The organism is Luteimonas arsenica (genome assembly GCF_004352825.1).
GTDB lineage: Bacteria > Pseudomonadota > Gammaproteobacteria > Xanthomonadales > Xanthomonadaceae > Luteimonas > Luteimonas arsenica.
The window spans coordinates 966547-984364 of sequence record NZ_SJRW01000001.1 but is presented as its reverse complement, the minus strand read 5'-3'; the positions used below and the strand labels follow the sequence as shown (position 1 = coordinate 984364).

At 64.8% G+C, this 17818-nt stretch carries 9 protein-coding genes and 2 tRNA genes; all 11 read right to left on the bottom strand.

Features of this window, described 5'->3' with window-relative positions; genetic code table 11:
- Window positions 1-26 precede the first annotated feature (26 nt).
- Window positions 27-962, bottom strand: a complete 936-nt coding sequence (locus E2170_RS04535; RefSeq protein WP_132999420.1) for a hypothetical protein — start codon at window positions 960-962, stop codon at window positions 27-29.
- Window positions 959-1963: a hypothetical protein gene (locus E2170_RS04530; RefSeq protein WP_132999419.1), complete on the bottom strand. Its 1005-nt coding sequence runs from the start codon at window positions 1961-1963 to the stop codon at window positions 959-961. The genes E2170_RS04535 and E2170_RS04530 overlap by 4 nt, the downstream gene beginning before the upstream one ends.
- Window positions 1960-2193, bottom strand: a complete 234-nt coding sequence (locus E2170_RS04525) for a hypothetical protein (protein WP_132999418.1) — start codon at window positions 2191-2193, stop codon at window positions 1960-1962. Before E2170_RS04525 ends, E2170_RS04530 begins: the two co-directional genes overlap by 4 nt.
- A 127-nt stretch (window positions 2194-2320) precedes the next feature.
- Complete coding sequence (locus E2170_RS04520; RefSeq protein WP_132999417.1) at window positions 2321-7435, bottom strand: DNA methyltransferase family protein; 5115 nt, start codon at window positions 7433-7435, stop codon at window positions 2321-2323.
- Window positions 7432-10644 carry a DEAD/DEAH box helicase gene (locus tag E2170_RS04515; protein ID WP_132999416.1) on the bottom strand — a complete coding sequence of 1071 codons (3213 nt, stop codon included), beginning with the start codon at window positions 10642-10644 and terminating at the stop codon, window positions 7432-7434. The genes E2170_RS04520 and E2170_RS04515 overlap by 4 nt, the downstream gene beginning before the upstream one ends.
- Window positions 10631-12781 carry a hypothetical protein gene (locus tag E2170_RS04510; RefSeq protein ID WP_132999415.1) on the bottom strand — a complete coding sequence of 717 codons (2151 nt, stop codon included), beginning with the start codon at window positions 12779-12781 and terminating at the stop codon, window positions 10631-10633. The genes E2170_RS04515 and E2170_RS04510 overlap by 14 nt, the downstream gene beginning before the upstream one ends.
- Entirely contained in the window at window positions 12778-14058 is a 1281-nt protein-coding gene (locus E2170_RS04505; RefSeq protein WP_132999414.1) for a hypothetical protein, read from the bottom strand. Before E2170_RS04505 ends, E2170_RS04510 begins: the two co-directional genes overlap by 4 nt.
- Before the next feature lie 53 nt (window positions 14059-14111).
- Entirely contained in the window at window positions 14112-17009 is a 2898-nt protein-coding gene (locus tag E2170_RS04500; RefSeq protein ID WP_132999413.1) for a DEAD/DEAH box helicase, read from the bottom strand.
- 255 nt (window positions 17010-17264) lie between these two features.
- Window positions 17265-17341 (bottom strand) — tRNA-Arg (locus E2170_RS04495).
- A gap of 60 nt (window positions 17342-17401) precedes the next feature.
- Window positions 17402-17494: transfer RNA gene (locus tag E2170_RS04490), tRNA-Ser, on the bottom strand.
- A gap of 71 nt (window positions 17495-17565) precedes the next feature.
- Window positions 17566-17769: a carbon storage regulator CsrA gene (gene csrA / locus E2170_RS04485; protein WP_132999412.1), complete on the bottom strand. Its 204-nt coding sequence runs from the start codon at window positions 17767-17769 to the stop codon at window positions 17566-17568.
- Between the last annotated feature and the right edge of the window lie 49 nt (window positions 17770-17818).

Genomic DNA, 17818 nt, shown 5'->3' with positions numbered 1-17818 from the left:
CTCCCCCTTCAATTGCCTGTGAGCAGCTACAGGATTCCTGTTCCCGTCTCCGACTTCAGGAGTACCGCAAGCTGCGAACCGCTCTTCAGCTTCTCGATAAACGGACAGCCTTCGTCGTTCGGAAGCCAGTACGGACAACGCAGGTGATACATGTCGAGCAATCCCTTGGCGCCACTTGCCTTCTTCTTCAGAACCAAGGCCTCGCCATGGACGGGGCAGGTGGCGACCTCCACACCCGCATTCTTTGTGCCGAGATCCGACGCCAGATCATCAACGCGCTCGATAACGGTCTTCTGGATATCCGGAATCCCGAGAATCGCGCTGAAGTCTTCCTCGGTCGTCTGGAACTCAGGCATTGTCGTATCAACCATCAATGCCCTGTCATTCGCATCAAGCTTCTGAGTGTTCGTGCAACGGCGCTTGCCGCCGTTCTGGAAGTACCACCCGGTACATCCCCAGAAAAGATCGGATGACGATGGCGAATCGATGTCCCGCCGCCACTGCAGCTTCATCTTTCTACCGCACACCCCGCACGTCTTGTTGACGACATCGGCGAACGCGTTGGCCGTGATGATGTGGATGTTTCCGTCATCGATGACGACCTTGTTGATTCCCTCCGCACCATCAATGATCTTCTCGGCCGCACCGACCTCCTTGGCCTGGTCCTGCTCCCGCATTGTCTCTGCACGCTGCTCCCGCAAGTCGCCCCACCTGCGGCGCTCGGCATCGCCGGCGCGACCCTCCCTGGCCCTTCGCCGGATATCGGCCAGCTCTGCATTGATGTCCTTGAGCGTGTCGGATCGGCGCGCGCGCTCGGCCTTCGCCGCGCCGCGAGTCACACCTCCACGTTTCTTGTAGTTCTCGTATCCGCTCTTGACCTCGTCTATCACGGTGCGTGCTGTCTCGACCATCACGCCGATGACCGTGCCAAGGCCGGTTGCGATGCGATTGAACCAACTCATGCGCGCCCCTCCAGCAGCAGTTGTCGATGACGATAGGTTGCCAGAGACAGGAGTCGGTCCGTACCGTGCGCATAACGCTCGTCCAGACCGTGCACGTTGCGGAACCTGTCATACCAAAGCCCGCCCGCTAACCCGGCAGGAATCGCCAGCAACCCGCCTCCCATCGCGAACACCGTCGCCCCTGCCAGCTTGATTGCCAGCAGTCGCTTCCCACGGACGGCCATCTGATCGACGAAGGAATCGACACTGGCCTGACCGACACTGACCTTGTATCCCTCCATCGCAGCCATCGCCATCAGCGGCCACAGCGGACAGAAGTAATCGACAAACCGCTCCGTCACCGCGTCATCCGCCAGATCCACGGCACCTCCCACTTGCCGCTTCAGTTCGTCGTTCCCGATACCGGCATCCAGGACCATGTCGTGGCCATCCAACCGCCCAGCCGCTTCGGATGTGCTGACGATCTGGATATCGGGATAGCGCTCCAACGCTTCTCGTATATAGGCACCGCTGTCGGTGGCCTTCATCTGCAGGTATTGGATGACCGAGCCATCATCACCGACGATCTGCACGTCCCAGCCAGCTTGATTCATCGATTCCGCGATCACGGCCTGCTGACCCGTGGCCAATGTGATGTCTCCTACCTGCTCGCCTGCGTTCAGGCGCTCCACGACCAGGTACTCGAAGTACTTGCCTTTCGCGGCATTGATCGCCCCCATCCGCTCATCCGCATCCATCGTGACCCACCGGCTCTCTCCCAATCCGGGATTGGTCTCGCGCACCGCCTGCTGCAGCAGCGGATCAAGGTCGTCAAAACCCTCCCACACCTGAGCCTGCGCGGCACTCGCCTCCATGGCCACATCCAGCAGAGTCTGTCGCTTTCGCTGCAGGAAACGGGCGTTGGCCGCCCAGAAGGCATTCATGCCGGCGCCGGCCTCCGGCCCCACATAAAGCTCATGATAGGCGCCGATTCGACCAGAATCCGGGACAAGCCCGCTCACCGGACTTCCCTGCGCATCTGGTCGACCACGGCAGAGAGACGATGCAGTTGGGCGAGCGCGCCTTGCGTGGTCAGTCCGTCCGGGTCCAGCCCCAGCACGCCCTCGATCCGAGCCAGCCGCCCCTCGAGTTGCTGGACGTAGAGATCCAAACCACCCAGCACTTCTTCGACGGCCATCAGATGCTCGTCCATGCGGGATCTGAGGTCCTTCAGCGTCACATCACCGATCATGATTGTGCTCCTTTGAATCAACGCCTGCCGTTCCGGATGCCGGTGCTGCCGCCGTACAACAGCTCCCATACGCCGTCCAACAGCTTCACCGGCAAGGTGACGTAATCAACGCTGTCCCAGTAGTTGCTCATGTCGATGCAGCCTCCGCCGCAAAGAACGCCCAGCCGGTGCGGTAGTCGTCCTCGCGGTTGGCGAGGGTGAAGGGGGCGATGTAGCGGCGGGTTTTCTGGTGGGGGCCTTGGGGGAGGGTGTCGTCTGGGACGGTCTGTTCGATGACGGTGCCGGCGGGGAGGTCGCGGATGTCTTCCCAGCCGTGGTTGCCGCGCGTCTGCTTGCCATCGGGGTGGATGATGACGGTGGGCGGGGCTTGCCTGGCGCCCTTGCGGGGCAGGCCGACGCCGACCAGGCCCTTGGAGTTGGTGAAGACGATGCGGCCGTGGATGTCGTACCAGGTGTCGCGCTCGTACTGCTGCATCACCGGGAACTGGACGCGGTAGATCAGCAGCAGTTCGTCGAGGGTGAGGCCCAGAGCCTGGGCGACCAGCACGTCGATCTCGACCAGGGCCATGCGGCGCGCGTAGTCGGTGCGCAGGGCGCAGTCGCGGGTCCAGTCGCTGGTGAGGTCGGCCCAGAAGTCCTGCGGCAGGCGCGGGTTGTCGGGCTGGCTCCAGCGCTGGTCGGTGAAGGCGAGGTCGAAGACCTGCTCCCAGAGATCGGCGTAGTGGGTGGTGAGGCAGTTGAGGGCCAACGCTCTCGCAAGCACTCCGTCATTCTCTAGGTATGGGATACGCGAGAACGTCGAGTCATAAAGATCGCCCTGCCCCGTCGTCTTGACATACGCATCGATCAGCAAAGATTGCGCGAGCCCAAGAGTCGTAGCCAGATCGCGTGGTGCTTTGAACGTCAGAGACAGGACGGTATGAACATGTGCTCCGCCTGGCGGCAGTACTGTCGGAATCAGCGTACGCTCCATGCTTACGCTGATGCGTCGCCGATGGACGTAACGGTAGTATTCCGTCACCGGCAACGCCACCTTGCGCTCGACTTCGCCTTCCTCGCCCTCGCAGTTGGCCGCTTCTTCCGGAGTCATCTGCACTTTGGGCAGGACCACGGTGCGGGTTTCGGTCCAGCTCACCTTCGGCACGCGGCGCAGGTATTCCTTGCGGTCTGCCATGGGGCGGTAGTTGCTGCGCGGCAAGTAGTCGTCGGGCAGGGTTTCCAGGTCGATGACGTCGTAGTGCTTGTTGGCGGTGCAGACACGCTTCGGCGTCTTGTTGTAGGGGTTGGCGAGAAAGAAGTGCGGGCCGGACAGCACCCAGTCCTGCGCGGTGTCCGGGAAGGCGTTGTCGCCCGGCGCGCGACGGACAAGGGTGCCGTCACGCTGCGAATAGGTCTCGTCGAACATCACGGTCGAGAAGTAGTCTCGACCCAAATCACCCAGCCGGCGCGGATAGTCGGCCAGCTTGCGCAGCACGCTGTTCAGCGTCCCGGCGTGCAGCGCGGGCAGGCGCGCGCGGCGCGGCGGGGTGCCGGGTTCGTCGTAGAGCTTCGCGAACACTTCCAGCGCGGCATCGTCCACGCGCACGATGCGGTCGCGGTGACCGACGAAGTTCCATTTACCATCGTCGGTCTTGTAGCCCGGAACTGTCCCGCTACCGTCATGTGCATAGCAGGCATCCACGGTTGGCGGCACGAACAGATTGGCGATCTGGTCGAAGCCCGGCGCGGCCTGGGTCGGGCCGTAGATGTTGACGCTGAACTTGGTGAGGTTGTGCACCTCAGCGAACAGATGCGCCTCATTGACGAACTGGAAATGCGCCCGCAGCCGCGCATACAGCGCCTCGCGCAGCCCGCCACCCTTGGGGTCGTCATAAGGCCCTTCCGGATGCAGCAGCCCGGTCACACCCTGCCCGCTTGCCAGTCGCCACGCCACCGGCAGGAAGCACTTGTACAGATTGGTCTGCACGCCCTTGAGCAGTGGGTAATTCTGCACGGCGTTGAGCATGGCCTGGGTACCTTCGGCCTCCTCCAGCTCGGCGGTCCAGTCGCCTTGCAGGCCGCTGAAGGTATCGAAGGCCTCGGCGCGCAACCTGGTCAGCTCGCTGGCGCTGAACTTGCGGATGGCGAACAGCGGGTTGGCCTCGCCCAGGATGCCGGCCTCGTTCCACTCCACCTTCAGCCACGGCGGATTGCCCAGGATCAGGTCAAAGCCGCCACGGCTGCGGAAGATGTCGGCAAAGGCCAGCTCCCAGTGCATGAAGCGGCGCTGTTTCGCTATCGCTTCCACCTCACGCACGCGCGGGAACACCTCACGCAGCTTGTTGATGCGCAGGCGGCCGAAGCGGTCGTGCAGGGTGGGCTGGGCCGGGGTAGCGGTGAGGTCGAGCTGTGACTCGAAGCCGGCCAGCGTCGGCTGCGGCTTGGGTGCCAGTTCCTGAGGCGCGGCGGTGGCGGCCAGGTCCAGCGAAGCCTGCGGAGCAAGGTCCACCACGTTGCCTTCGAGGATCGCGCCCACTTCCATCCACCACTGCTCGCGGCTGGGCAGGCTGGCGCTGTCCTGGATCGGCCAGAACCACAGCGCGCACCAGTAGTCCATCACCAGCTTCAGGCGTCGGTAGGGCGTGGCTTCGTCGGCGTCTTCGTTGAACAGACCCTTGCGGCGAGTGGCTTCCTTTTCGGCGCGGGTGGTGCGGCGCTCGGCGGGCTCGGGGTGCGGCCATACCGCCATCGGGTCCTCGGTGGCTTTGCGGTCGCGGGCCAGCCACTGGGCGTGCTCATCCCAGAGCGCGTCGATCTTTCCGCTGAGCTGCTGCAGGCGGGCGATTTCGTGCGTTTCCAGCGGTCTGGTGAAGGCGCGGCGCCAGTCCTTCAGGCGCTGGAAGTCGTCCGGGTACAACGCCTTGGCGACTTTGTCGGTGTAGGCCGCCATGCCCGGATCAGGCAGCAGGAAGTGGTGGATCTCGCTGGGCTTGCGGTCGGGCCGCTGCGGGTCGAGGCGGCGCGGGGCTTCGTCATACCAGCGCGGCTTGGCACCCTTGAGCAGGGCGCTGGCGTTGTAGACCTCGTTACGCGCGCCGATCAGGCTGTTGCCGTCGAACAACTGGTAGCCGAACCAGGGCACGCGCGCCGGCTGCGGCGGCAGCGCATTGCCGTCGCTGTCCTGGGTGGGTTCGCCGTAGATGGCGTTGAGCCAGAGCGAGACTTCGGCCAGCTCCACGGCAATCGGGTTGAGGTCCACGCCGTAGACGTTGCGGTCGGCCAGGTACATGCGCACCTTCTGCAGCTCGCGCGGGTACTCGTCGTGCGGAATGCGGCGCTTTGTCTCGTCCTGCTTGAGCTCCAGGTACTTCTCGGCCAGCTGGTTGACGGCTTCGTTCAGGAACGCGGCGCTGCCCATGGCAGGCTCGCACACGGTGAGCTGCAGGATGTCGTCGGCCTTTTTCCCCTGCAGCAGCTCCTTGAGCGCGTACTTGACCAGGCACTGGGTGAGCACCTGCGGGGTGTAGTAGCTGGCGGATTTTTCGCGGTCGCGGCCGGCCAGGCGGTAGATGAAGCTGCCCTTGGGGTAGCGGCGCAGCTTTTTGTGTCCGTTCTCGTCGAGGTCGTAGACGCGCTCGTTGTCCTTGTATTCGCCCAGGCGGCTTTCGGGCACGAACCAGGCGCTGCCCATCAGGTCGGTGCTGGTGCCGGTGCCGGTCTCCTCGTCTGCGCCCTCGCCGTCCTCGTCATCCTCGCCGGTGGCCTTGGCCTTCTTCGGCGCTGGCTGGACTTCGAACAGGTCTTCCTTGGCGAAGAAGCCACGGTAGGACAGCAGCGCCTCGTACACGGCGCCGAGCTGGTTGATGGATAGGAGCTGATAGCTGACGCGGCCTCGGCGGCGGCCCCGGCCCTTGCTGCGGGTGAGCGACATCTGGGCGATGACCTGCTGCCACAGCCAGTTGGGGAAGCGCAGGCGGTTAAGCAGCTGGGTGGCGGCCGGGTCGAACAGGCGGCTGTCCAGCGGCGCCAGGGCGAAGGCCTCGCGCACGGTGGCGGCGTGGCCGCGCAGCTCCGGGCTGATGGCATCGCCGCTGCCGGTGTGGATCAGGCCGAACAGGCGCTTGAGGGTGGCGTCGAAATAGAAGCCGTTGCGGGCCTCGTCGGTGTTGAGCGGCACCAGCTCCAGGTCGCGCAGGGATTCCAGGCTGTAGCCCTTGAGGTAAGTCTCGCTGCGCTGGATGGGCACGTAACCCAGTTCGGGGCGGGCCTCGATGTAGAACACGAACAGCAGGCGGTACATCAGCCGCAGGCATTCCAGGCTGAGCTGCTCGGCGTCGAGCTCGCCGCGGCCGGAGAACACGGATTTCTTCTGGTCTTCGGCCAGCTCGCGCAGCTGGCGGGCGGCTTCGTTGCCGATCAGCTCGATGGATTCGCGCAGGGCGTACTTGAGGTCCTCGCTGACGCCGAAGGCGTGCTTGTGGGCGTTCTCGTCCAGGCCGTCGAGCAGGATGCTGCCATCAATGGGGGCGAGGCTTTCCCGGTGCAGCAGGGCGGCGGCGGCTTCCAGCGTGGGGCCGTCCTTGCGGTCGAGGATCTCGCCCCAGGCAAAGCGCAGGGCGCGGTTGTTGGGCCACTTGTAGCGGTCCACGAGCAGCCAGTCGTCCAGGCCCACCAGCAGCACAAAGCGCGGCGGGTGGTCGGCGCCGAACACGGCGTCGGAGAGCCAGTCGGCCCAGGTGGCGTCCTTGGCATCCTTCGGCGGCTCGCCGGGGTAGCCGGACAGATCGATGGGCTGGTCGAGGATGTCTTCCTCGGCGTGGCCGTGGACGGCGGCGGGAATGACCAGCAGCTGCGGGGCGCGATCGCCGGGGCCGAGGCGCTGCCAGACGCGGATGGGGTTCCCGTCCACCAGGGTAATGACGGCCGGTTCGATGGCATAGCCGAAGGCCTGCAGCAGCGGCTGCTGGAGCTGGGCGAAGTGCTGGGCGAAGGTGTCGGCATCGTGGGCGTGGCGCAGCTTTTCGCGCTCGCGGAACCAGCGGCCGCCGGCGCCGGCGAGCACGCGCTGCGGGCTGCGCCAGGACGTGTCGGCGGCGTCAGCGGATGCTTTGGCAGCTTCCTTGGCCTCGTCCTCGCGCGCCTGCCAGGCGTTGAGGCGGTCGCGGATGTCACCCTTGAATACTTCGGCCAGGTAGTGGTGGCCGTAGAACTCGTTCTCGTTGCTGATGCCGGCGAAGACCTGGGCGGCGGTGTCGGTACTCATGTTGGTGTCCGCTCCTGGTCGTTGCCGTTTCCTTCGGCCTCCAGCCGCATCCGCAGCGCCCGTGCGATGACGTCAGGCAGGGGCACGACGGCCTCGATGGAGTCGTCGACGTTGGCGTCATCCACGACGGGATTGACCTCCGATGTGTTTCCGGCGCGGCCGGCCGTTTCGACCGCGTAGTTGGCACCCATTGTCACCTCGAACAGGTGCGCACGTGCGTGGACGCGACGAAAGCGGTACTCGTCGTAGGTGTTGGCGACATAGGGCACCACGACGTCCAGTACGCCCGCCTCTTCTCCTTTACCGGCCAGGCGCTCGGCCTTGCTACCGATGCGATCCACGCGGCCGGTCCGCTGCTCCAGCGTGGCGGGATTCCAGGGCAGGTCATGGTGGATGACGTGGCGGCACTCGCGGTGCAGGTCGATGCCTTCCTGGCCGACCGAGGTAAGGATCAGTACTTCGGGGACGAGCGGCGTGTTGAAGCCGCTAAAGAAGCGGTCGCGTTCGGTATTGGCGACACCACCGGTGACCCGGGCGACGGTATCGCGATTGCGCGCCGCGTCTTCGTAAGCACGGGTTCCCATGTCATGGCCGACGACCTTGCGCAGGGTTTCAAGATAGGCATTGAAACGATCCCGCGCCGATTCCCCGCCGGCGGGGGGCGCACACCACCGATCATGGAGGCGAATCGCCCATTCGCCATCGGGATCGTCATCGCCTTCATCCCGGACAGACCCGGTGGCGACATCATTGAACAGGAAGCGCGCGAGGAATCCGGGTGATCGCACCATGCGACGCAGCATGCGGGTGGCCAGTGCGCGGTGACGTGCAGGCAGGCCATGCAGCTCGGCGGCATGCCAGCGCAGCAGCAGGCTGGGCACCTCCACGCCATCGGCCAGATAAGGCGCGAGGGCGGCCTGCCCCGCCCTTCCTGCCAGCACGTCGCGCCATGCGGCTTCGTGCGCGGGATCGATCGCCTCGCTGGCGCTGCGATGATCTTCATCGTCGGGGAAGGGCTCCGCCTCGGCGTCCTTCTGCATGCCTTCGAAACGGCTTCGTCGCAGCGACGGCCAGTCCGGCGACAGGATCTTCTCAAGCAGATGCTCAGGACCCTCAGGGATGCCCGGAAGGACTGCTTCCAGCCATGCGCTGCCATGCGCCGTCTGTCGCCAGCGCGCCACCAGCACATGCTCGGTTGCCGCCAGGACCCGACGCCGATCAAAACGGGAACCATCCCTGGGCGGACCACCAGCGGCGAGCATCCGCGTGACCTGGGCCAGATCGACTTCGCTCAAGGCCAGATGTGGGGGGACCCGGCCTGCAGAACCCGCTAAGGGGTGGTCCTGAAGCAGCAGGAACAGCGATTGCCGGTAGTTGTAGAGCCGCTTCTGGAAGTTCTCCAGGCGCTTTGGGTACTCGTCGGCGCTGCAGCCGAACGCGGCCATGAGGGCTGCCTGCTCGTGGCTGCGTATGCGCTCGGAAATCGCATTGCGCAGCGCGTCGACGGTCAACGGATTGAAGCAGAAGATGAGTGTCTTTTCTCCATGCAACCAGGCATTGAACGCACGCTCGACGGTGACACGTACCTTTGGATGCGCCTCGCGCGCCGACTGGCCGGTTGCGATGTCGACCAGCTCGAGATAAGGCTTGGCGGACGGTTCGCCCTGCTCATTGAGTCGCTTGAGCCCGTGCTCACGGAAGAAATCGTAGGAGCCGCCCAGGTCAGCGCCCAGGCTGGTGACGCCCTTGCCCTGCTTACTCTCCTGCGTTGCGCGCATCATCAGGTAGTGCACGAGTTCGCCGTCGCCGCGGACGTCCAACCCCGGGCGCCAGGAAAGGGTCCGTGCATTGCGCCGGGTATCGTGCAGGGGCGCTTCGGCATCACAACCCACCCGCCAGCGTCGATGGCGGGTATCCCGCCGATGCCGGACCAGAAATGGATGCAAGCTGGCCATGAGGTTGTCGTGGGCGGACTCGACGGTCATGGCCGCGCGCAGGGCATGTTCGATTCTTGACGGCATGCCGCCGGGCAATCCGGTCGAACGCTTTCTCCAGGCTTGCTCGATGTCGCCAATGTCGGCCGCGCGCACCTCTCCCCAGGCCCCGGCCAGCTGCGAACCCGCCTGCTGCGCCTGTTCCAACCGTGTACCCAGCAGGTCAACGGATTGGTCAAGTGTCCGCCCCCTGTCCTCGTCCAAGCGCAGGCACTTGCGCAGTTCGAGGATCCTGATCAGCTCGTCGGGGCCGAGTTGGAAGGGCGTGGCGGAAAGTCCAAGCATCCGTTCGATGCGGCCGCCAAGCATGTTCAGGAAGCGCCGCCAACCCTTGGGGTGGTTTTTCCAGTTGTGGATTTCATCCACGATGACCAGCGGCAGCGCTCCTGGAATCCGCTGGCCAAGGGCCGCGCGGGCCAGTTCCCTGGCCGAAGACTGGAAGTCGCTTCGTGGACGATTGCCGGCCCGGACCCGTTCGACGCTGGTGTCGATACTGTCGATCACCCCAGGGGCAACACGGCGCAGTCTGTGCATGGCGCGCTCGACGTGGCGACGCCCGTATCCAACCCTTTCCTCACTCTCGGCGGCTGCCCAGTATTGACCAGAGCGGCGCAGATCGACTTCGTCGCGCGAATGCAAGACGGACAGGCCATCGACCAGCATCAGCCTCTGGTCGACCCCAAGCCGGCGTTGTCCGTCGTTGAAGAGTGTGTGGAGCGTCGCCCCCATGGCGATCTCATAGCTGTGCAATCGGCCTTCGAATGCCGACATACGCGCGATGACGACAGTCGGCCGCCGCTCACATAGGGCTTGAGCGAGCTCGTGCGGCGTCTCCACGGGACGAGGGATGACCTTCGGCTCGTTCGGCACGGACTCCTTCAGGAAGGTCTCAACGTCACGCTGCCACTTTCCGAAAAGCGCCTTCGAACTCGGCGTCACGATCAGGATCGGCTTGGACGGCAATCCATCCCGGATGCGGCCAAGCAATACCGACCAGGCCACCCCCAAAGCGACAAACGTCTTTCCAAGACCAACTTCGTCTGCCAATAGCACCAGTTCCCGGCGCTCCGCGTCGCTTGCGTCGTACATTCGCCGCAACAGCGCGTCCACGGTGCGCTCCTGACGCACTGCAATGGCTTCAATCTCCGCGCGATCCCCCTGGCCCATCAGGTGGGTAAGCGATTGACGGTAGTCCAAGCCTTCATGCCGTCGCATGGCGTCTCTTCCCCCGCGAGGCAACGTACTGTCCGAGAACCGGCTCCAATGGCTGCTTGAACTGATCGATGATGGTGACAAGTGCCCTATCGATGCGTGCGAGGCATTGCCCGCGCAGTTGTTCGGTCACACCATCGGGCAATTCGGGCAAGGGGGCGCTATTGACCAGTTTGTGCAGCTCAATGAGCTGGAAAGTGGTGGCGACATCGGTCTTCCCCGGCCTCCCCTTGGCGGGCTTCATTCGTGCATCAAGGATCTCGTCAGCCAGTTTCGCCGGCGATCGTGGCCCGAGCAGAGCCGTGCGCAGCCCCGTCTCGGTCGACGCGCCGTCCTCAAGATGCGCGCGGATGCCGGGCAAGGCATGCACGAAGTCGCGAATGAGATAGCTGAGGATTCCCGCACGCTCTCCCGCGTCGGTGACCTGGTCGATGGTCTCGGGATCGAAACCGTGCCCGTACCCATCGGCGTCCGCCTCATCGGCCGGGCGCAGCCCGAGGAACCAGTCAAGGAGCATGCGCTCGTCTTCGCGGGCGGTGCGCTCCACGACCGGGAACTCATGCTTGTCGATGAAGACGACCGGCAGGACGGTCCTTTGCTCATCCCACTCCAGCAGGACTTCAAGATCCGGCAGCGCGGGATAGCGGGAAAGCGCCTGCTGCCCCTCTTCTTCCATCCAGCCTGCGACAAGCGCGAGTTCGGCCCGAACGTCCTCCCCGGCTGGCGGGCGGGCGATCACCCAGGGATCGAAGTTGCGATCCATCTGGAGCAGACGCGAGCGGATGTCACGCATCGAAACCTTGAGTTCAGCCGGCCAGGCAGCGCCGTCTCCTTCGAGGATCAATACGTCCCGGCTGGCGCGGATGGAGCGGATGAATGCGGGCCACTGTTGCCCGTTCTCGCCCTCCATCGGGCCCGGCGCGATGACCAGCTCGTCCAGTGCACCGTCCACCTTGCGCCAGGGGCCGGAGAATCCGAGCGCCTGCCGCAGGCGCGCGGATGACTTCGCAGGAACATGCCAGATCATTCCCGCCTCGGTGTTGGCCGCGCGCTCATGCAAACCCAGACCTCGGCGGGTGAAGTTGAACGAGCCCATCGCCAGCACACTGGCCTTGGAGCCTTCAATCAGCAGTGCCTTGGCGTGCAGTGGCCGCCATGCTGCAAAGGCGGCTGTGGTGTCTGTGCCAATATCGTCGTACTCGCCTTCAGCATCCGCAGGCGTGGTGCTTTCGGGGGCGCATCCAAAATCTGGAACCGAGTGGGAAACCTCAAGCTGCTCAACACCCAGCGCCTGCAACGACTTCAGTAGCGCCGGCGGCATCTCGGGGTACAGCCGTCCCTCCACCGCGTGCCAAGGTCCAATCAGGCGGACCAGATCCGGAACGCCCCCGCATGACTGCAGCACTCCGGACGCAATGTCGCTGGCATCCTCTCCCCCGGGCCAGAACGGGCTTGCCGCGGTCAAGGTATGGACCTTGCCAAGGTCCAGGCCTGACAGCGCCTGCATCAAACCGCCCTGTCGCGGCAGGCCGACGAATACCATCTCCGTGCGGTCGGCAGAGACCGTGCGGGCAGCGAACACCGCCTGCATGGCGCGATGCTGGGAGCGTGCCTGCTCAGTGTCCGGGGGAAGGATGCGGTGCAACCATTCGGCAGCATCCCGCACGGCGGTGACAACGACCGGGGCCGCGCCGGGCGCATCGTCCATCGCAACGGCCAGCTCGATGTTGTGTCGATAGCCGCTGGCCGTCAGGTTGGCCGACCCCGTCACCAGACGCACAATCCTGGCCGCTGGCTCGTCGCCCTGCTCCGGTACGAACAGGAGCAGCGACACCTTGGCATGAAGCTTCCGAAGCCGGGACTCGGGTACGGGAATCAGGTCGACCCGGGGACTTCGCCGCAGTCCCGGCGTATAGCCGTCCGGGTGCAGGTAGACGGTGATCTCTGCATCCTGCAGCGTCTTTTCCAGCTCGATCCGGAACTCGCGCCCCCGCGCCGGTGATTGGCGCAGCCCAAGTGCCACGGGAAGCAAGTCTTCTTCGATGAAGTCGGCCTGGAGCTGGTAGGTGGTGGCGATGACGCTCGCCAGGCGATAGCCGGGCGGCGGCGCCCACAAGTCGAGAAGGCGCGTGGTACTCATGCAGCCGCTCCCGGCTGCTCGACTTCGGCCAGCATTCCTGCAAAGGATTCGATCCTGTAGGGGTGCGTGAAGGCGGTGGCTTCGCGTGGCTGCGGCACGCCGTCGATCGCAAATCGGGGAGAGACCACGAAGTGGTCATCGTGAAGCGTAACCCAGGCTTGCTTTGGCTGTCTGGAGGCGTCGAGTTTGCCGGCCTGTACACGATCATGGTGGCTGCAGATGGCCTGCAAGAAGGCGTCCTTCGTTCCGGCTTCCAGCACCGGGCGCACGTTCGCGAGGAACTGGCGTACCGGAGTGGCGGTTTCCCTTGGCAGGTCCGGAAGGGTGTTCAAGCAACGATCCAGCTCGCCCCCCCGCTCCGCAAGGCCGCCAGAAAGGTCCAGCGCATTGACCGCTGCTTTTCGGTCCACCGGTGTTCCGCGCAAGTCGAGTGACCTCAGGCGATCAAACTGGTCGAGCAGGCCAACATGGACACGCTCGAAGGCGCGAGTCATTTCCATGACTGCCGCCATCCTTGCGGCGGTGTCGTCTTTTTCCTTCCTGAGCGCCCGCTCAAGGCGCTTGAAAGTGTCCTGGTTCGATTTCGGAATCTTGACCGTGCCGATGGTCCGGGACAGGAGACGTTGTGCCCTTGGCTCCAGCAGGGCATCACGCAAGCCTCGGACTTCGGCAACCGACCCAGATGAGGTATTGAGCGAAACGATCTTGCCCCAGCCGACGAGATCGCTCTTGGAGAACACAGGAACCTCGCCGCCAAGGATCCTGCGCAGCCGGTTGCGCACCGGAGTACCCAGCCGCTTGAGGAACTCTTCAGCCAGCTTGGTGCCGCGATCAGTCAACTCTGCCGACATGTCCTCGACCAAGCCGCCCTGCACCATGGTCACCCAGTAGGTGCCCACGCCTCCCACGCCCGTCTGGTTCTTGAGCAATTCAAACTCCGTGGACGTTGCTCCTTGTCCCAGGGCATTGCGGACGTAGCTGATTCCGCGCAGGCCCCGCCATTCGGGGGCATCGTTGGGCAATTCGCTCGACACTGCGTAATAGCCAGTGGCGAGAACGAGGAAGCGCTCCCATGCCAGGAGTCGCTGACGCCGACTGCGCGCTGCGGTGCCTCCAGCAGGTGCACCATCCACCTCATCGAGAAGACACAATCCCGCGCACAGCCAGGACAGATAGCGAACGCGCGTGGTGATGGTGGTCACACCGGGAAAAAGGAATCCCGCGATTGCGTTGTAGGCGCGCAAAGCCCCCAGGGGGTCGATGCTTCCCGAGGACATGGCACGCGGATCCCAGGATGAGATGATCGGAAAGGGAGTCGACATGACGCCCACTACCCGACCACTGCGGCGAGCACCTGGATGTACGGGTGCGGTTCGGTCTGCAGGCTGTCGCGGACCCACGTTTCGTATTCGTCGAACACGCGGCGGATCTGGCCGACGCGGCGGTCGCGTTTGCCCTGCCGCAGGTTCTCCAGGCCACCCTGCTTTTCCAGGCGAAGTTCGAGCTGTTCGATCTGCCGCTCCTGCAGGTGCTTGAGGTTGCTCAAGGTCTCTTGCAGGCGCTCGCTCATTTCGGCGGAGAAGGCCTGCTGGCGCTGCTGCATGTGCGCCTGCATCTGTTGCACAGCGGTTTGCAGGTCGGCCTGCAGCGGCTCCAGGGCGAAGGCCTTGCCCGGGTTGGGCAAGGTGCCGGCGTTGAGTCCGGCGCGTTCGCGGAAGGCGTCGAAAGGCTCCAGGACTGGCGGCTGCTTGCCGCGCATCACGGCCACCTGCCAGTCGACCAGCAGCGATTGGCCCTTGCGGTTGGGCACCAGGCCCATCATCACAATGGCGCGCTCGTCCTGCGCCAAGTCTGGTGAGCGCAGCACCGGGGCGGTGTGGCGGCCGAAATGGGTGAGTACGCGATCGCGCAGCCACTCGCTGATCGGGTGCTGCGCCCACAGGTAGTGCACGCGCGGCCAGCTTTCCTCGTCGCGCTTGGCCTGGCGGGCCTTCTCGATGGCCTCGGCCACGCGCTGCGGCTGGCCGGAGAGCACGTAGCGGTCGTCGGCGTCGCGGGCTTCACGCGGGATCTGGCGCAGGCGCTGCTGCAGGTCCAGCGGCGCGGTGAGGGTGAGCGTGCGCGAGACTTCGTCGTGCGACCACTGGGCGATTGGGCGGACGCGGCCGAGTTCCTCCAGCGCGGTCTTGGCGAAGGCGAAGTCGTCGGCAAACAGGGACGGCGTGGCCGCGATGCGCTCGGTGGCGCTGGGCTTGGCGCGGGCTTCGGCGGCGGCGCCGTCGAAGAACTTCAGCAGCCAGTCGCCCTCGCCTTCCGTTGCCTGTGTGGCCTCCTGCTCCAGATCCTGGGCCACCTGTTCCGCGGCTTGGCCTTCTGCCATGCGGCGGGCGATGTCCTGCGCTTCCAGGTCCGGGTCGTGCAGGTTGAGGAAGGCGCTGGGGTCACCCAGGTCGCGGTTGGCACGCTCGTCCTTCTGCTGCAGCACTTCGAGGATGCGCAGGTCGCCGCGGATCTTCTCGACCTCTGTTTCGGTCAGCAGGTAGGTGATGCGGGGTTGTTGCTGCTGGCCGTAGCGGTCGATGCGGCCATTGCGCTGCTGGAACACCATCAGCGACCACGGCAGGTCGAAGTGCACCAGGCGGTGGCAAAAGTAGTGCAGGTTGAGGCCTTCGGAGGCCACGTCCGAGCACAGCAGGACGCGGATGGGATCCTCGCTGCGGCCGAAGCGTTCGACCAGGGCTTGCTGTTCGGTGTCACTGAGGCCGCCGTGCAGCACGTCGACCTGGTCGGGTTTGAGCTTCAGGTCGGCCTGCAGGCGCTCGCGCAGCCAGTTGATCGTTTCAACGCGCTCGGAGAACACGACGAGGCGATCGTTCGTGTCCTTCGGCGACCAGGCGTAGTCGGGGTCGGTCAGCAAGCGCAGGAAGCGCTGGTACTTGGCGAACTGATCCTCAGTGACCGCTGCCAGCGACTGCTGGAACGTCTGCAGGGCCGCGACTTCGTCGTGCTCGTCTTCGGTCGGCGCATCCCTGCCCTGCAGGGTGACGATGCGGTTGCGGGTGGACTGCAGGGCCGCCGCGGGGCTGGAGAACAGGCCCTTCTGCATACCCACGCGCTGAAGCTCGTGCTGGCGGCCGCTCTGGCGCTTGCCGCCCTGGGTAAAGGGGATCTCCAGCAGGGCATGGAAAGCCGCCTCCTCGGCCGGGGTGGCCTGGGCGCGTATGACTTCCGTGATGCGATCGCGGAAGTCGCCTTCGACCTGGTCGCGGATGTCCTTCTTGAAGCGGCGGATCACCAGGCCCTTGTCGCGGAAATCCTCGGGCGTGTAGTCGTCCGGGTCGCTGATGGCGGTTGGATCGAGCAGGCTCATCAGCGAGGCGAACGAGCGCGCCGAGCCGTCGTGTGGGGTGGCCGAGAGCAGGATCAGTGTGTCGGACCTTGTCGAGAGCAGCCGTGCCAGGCGGGCGCGACGCGACAGGCCGCCCTCGTTGGCGCGCGCCGCCACGTTGTGACACTCGTCGATGATGATGATGTCCCACCACGCGTTCTCGAGGTAGTTGCGGTACTCGAGGTTGTTCTTGAGCGTGTCGATCGAAATGATCGCGCGGTCGTAGTGGTTGAACGGGTTGTGGTTGGCGGGGATGCGATTGCGCACCGAGCCCAGTCCAGCCGAATCCAGACGCACCAGCGGGATCGAGAAGCGGCTCCAGAACTCCTTCTGGAACTGGGTGAGCATGCTCTTGAGGGTGATGACCAGGATGCGGCTGCCGCGGCCGCGCTGGATCAGCTCGGTGGCGAGGATGCCGGCCTCCAGGGTCTTGCCCAGGCCGGTGGCATCGGCGATCAGGATGCGCTGGCGCGGCTGGGCCAACGCCTGCAGCGCCGGGTCCAGCTGATAGGGCACGAGATTCATGACCGCGCGGTGGCCCAGGCGGATGCGGTCATCGTTGGGCAGGTTGCGGCGCAGGACACCTTCGATGTAGAGCATCGAGGCGTTGAAGTGGCTGGAATCGTCCTGGACCAAGTGGGTCTGGGCCGGATGCAGCAGCTCGATGCGCTCCTCGAGCTTGGTCAGGAAGTGCGCGCTACGGCCGCGGACCAGGTCGGACACGCCGTCACAGACCAGCAGATCACCGCCATCGCTGGACGGATCCACCCGGCGGACCAGCCACTCCTCGTCCCGAATCAGTACCCGTGCGCCGGGTGCCGCGATTCCTTCCAACACCATCCCCCTGTTCCCGTTGCGCAGCATTCAGCGCAACTGACGCGGCGACGCCAGAGCAGTCGCCTGCAGGGAATAATGCCTTGTCCGTGTCGCAGGTGGCGAGACCACCAAGCGTAATGACCCGTTCCGTGTGAATTGGGCACGCAATCGGGAGCGGCCGGGCACGGCGTGGGCACAAACTGGGCACAGAAGATGCGCGGCGCCCACAACGCAAAAGGGCCAACGAGCGCTAAGCCGTTGACCCTTGTGCTTTTTCTATGGCGCGCCCGGAAGGATTCGAACCTCCGACCCCCAAGTTCGTAGCCTGGTGCTCTATCCAGCTGAGCTACGGGCGCGTCGTGCAGAAGCGGAATTATGAAGAGGCGAGCGACTTCCGTCAATCGTCTCGATGGAACTGGCGGAGACTGAGGGATTCGAACCCTCGATGGAGCTTTTGACCCCATACTCCCTTAGCAGGGGAGCCCCTTCGGCCTCTCGGGCAAGTCTCCGGGTAATGCGCTCGGGCCCTGCGGGCGTCGAGGGGCGTAAGAATACCGGCTGGATGCGAAACCGGCAAACCTCAGTCGTCGTCGCCCTCGGTTCCGGCCGCCGGAGTGGCATCGTCACGGTGGATGCGCTGGTAGATCTCTTCGCGGTGGACCGAGACATCCTTGGGCGCGGTGATACCCACGCGCACCTGGTTGCCCTTGACGCCCAGCACGGTCACGGTCACGGAATCACCGATCATGAGCGTCTCGCCAACCCGCCTGGTCAGAATCAACATTGGGAAAACTCCATGCGCCGGGTCTCTGCCCGGTCTGTAGTGGGAGGTC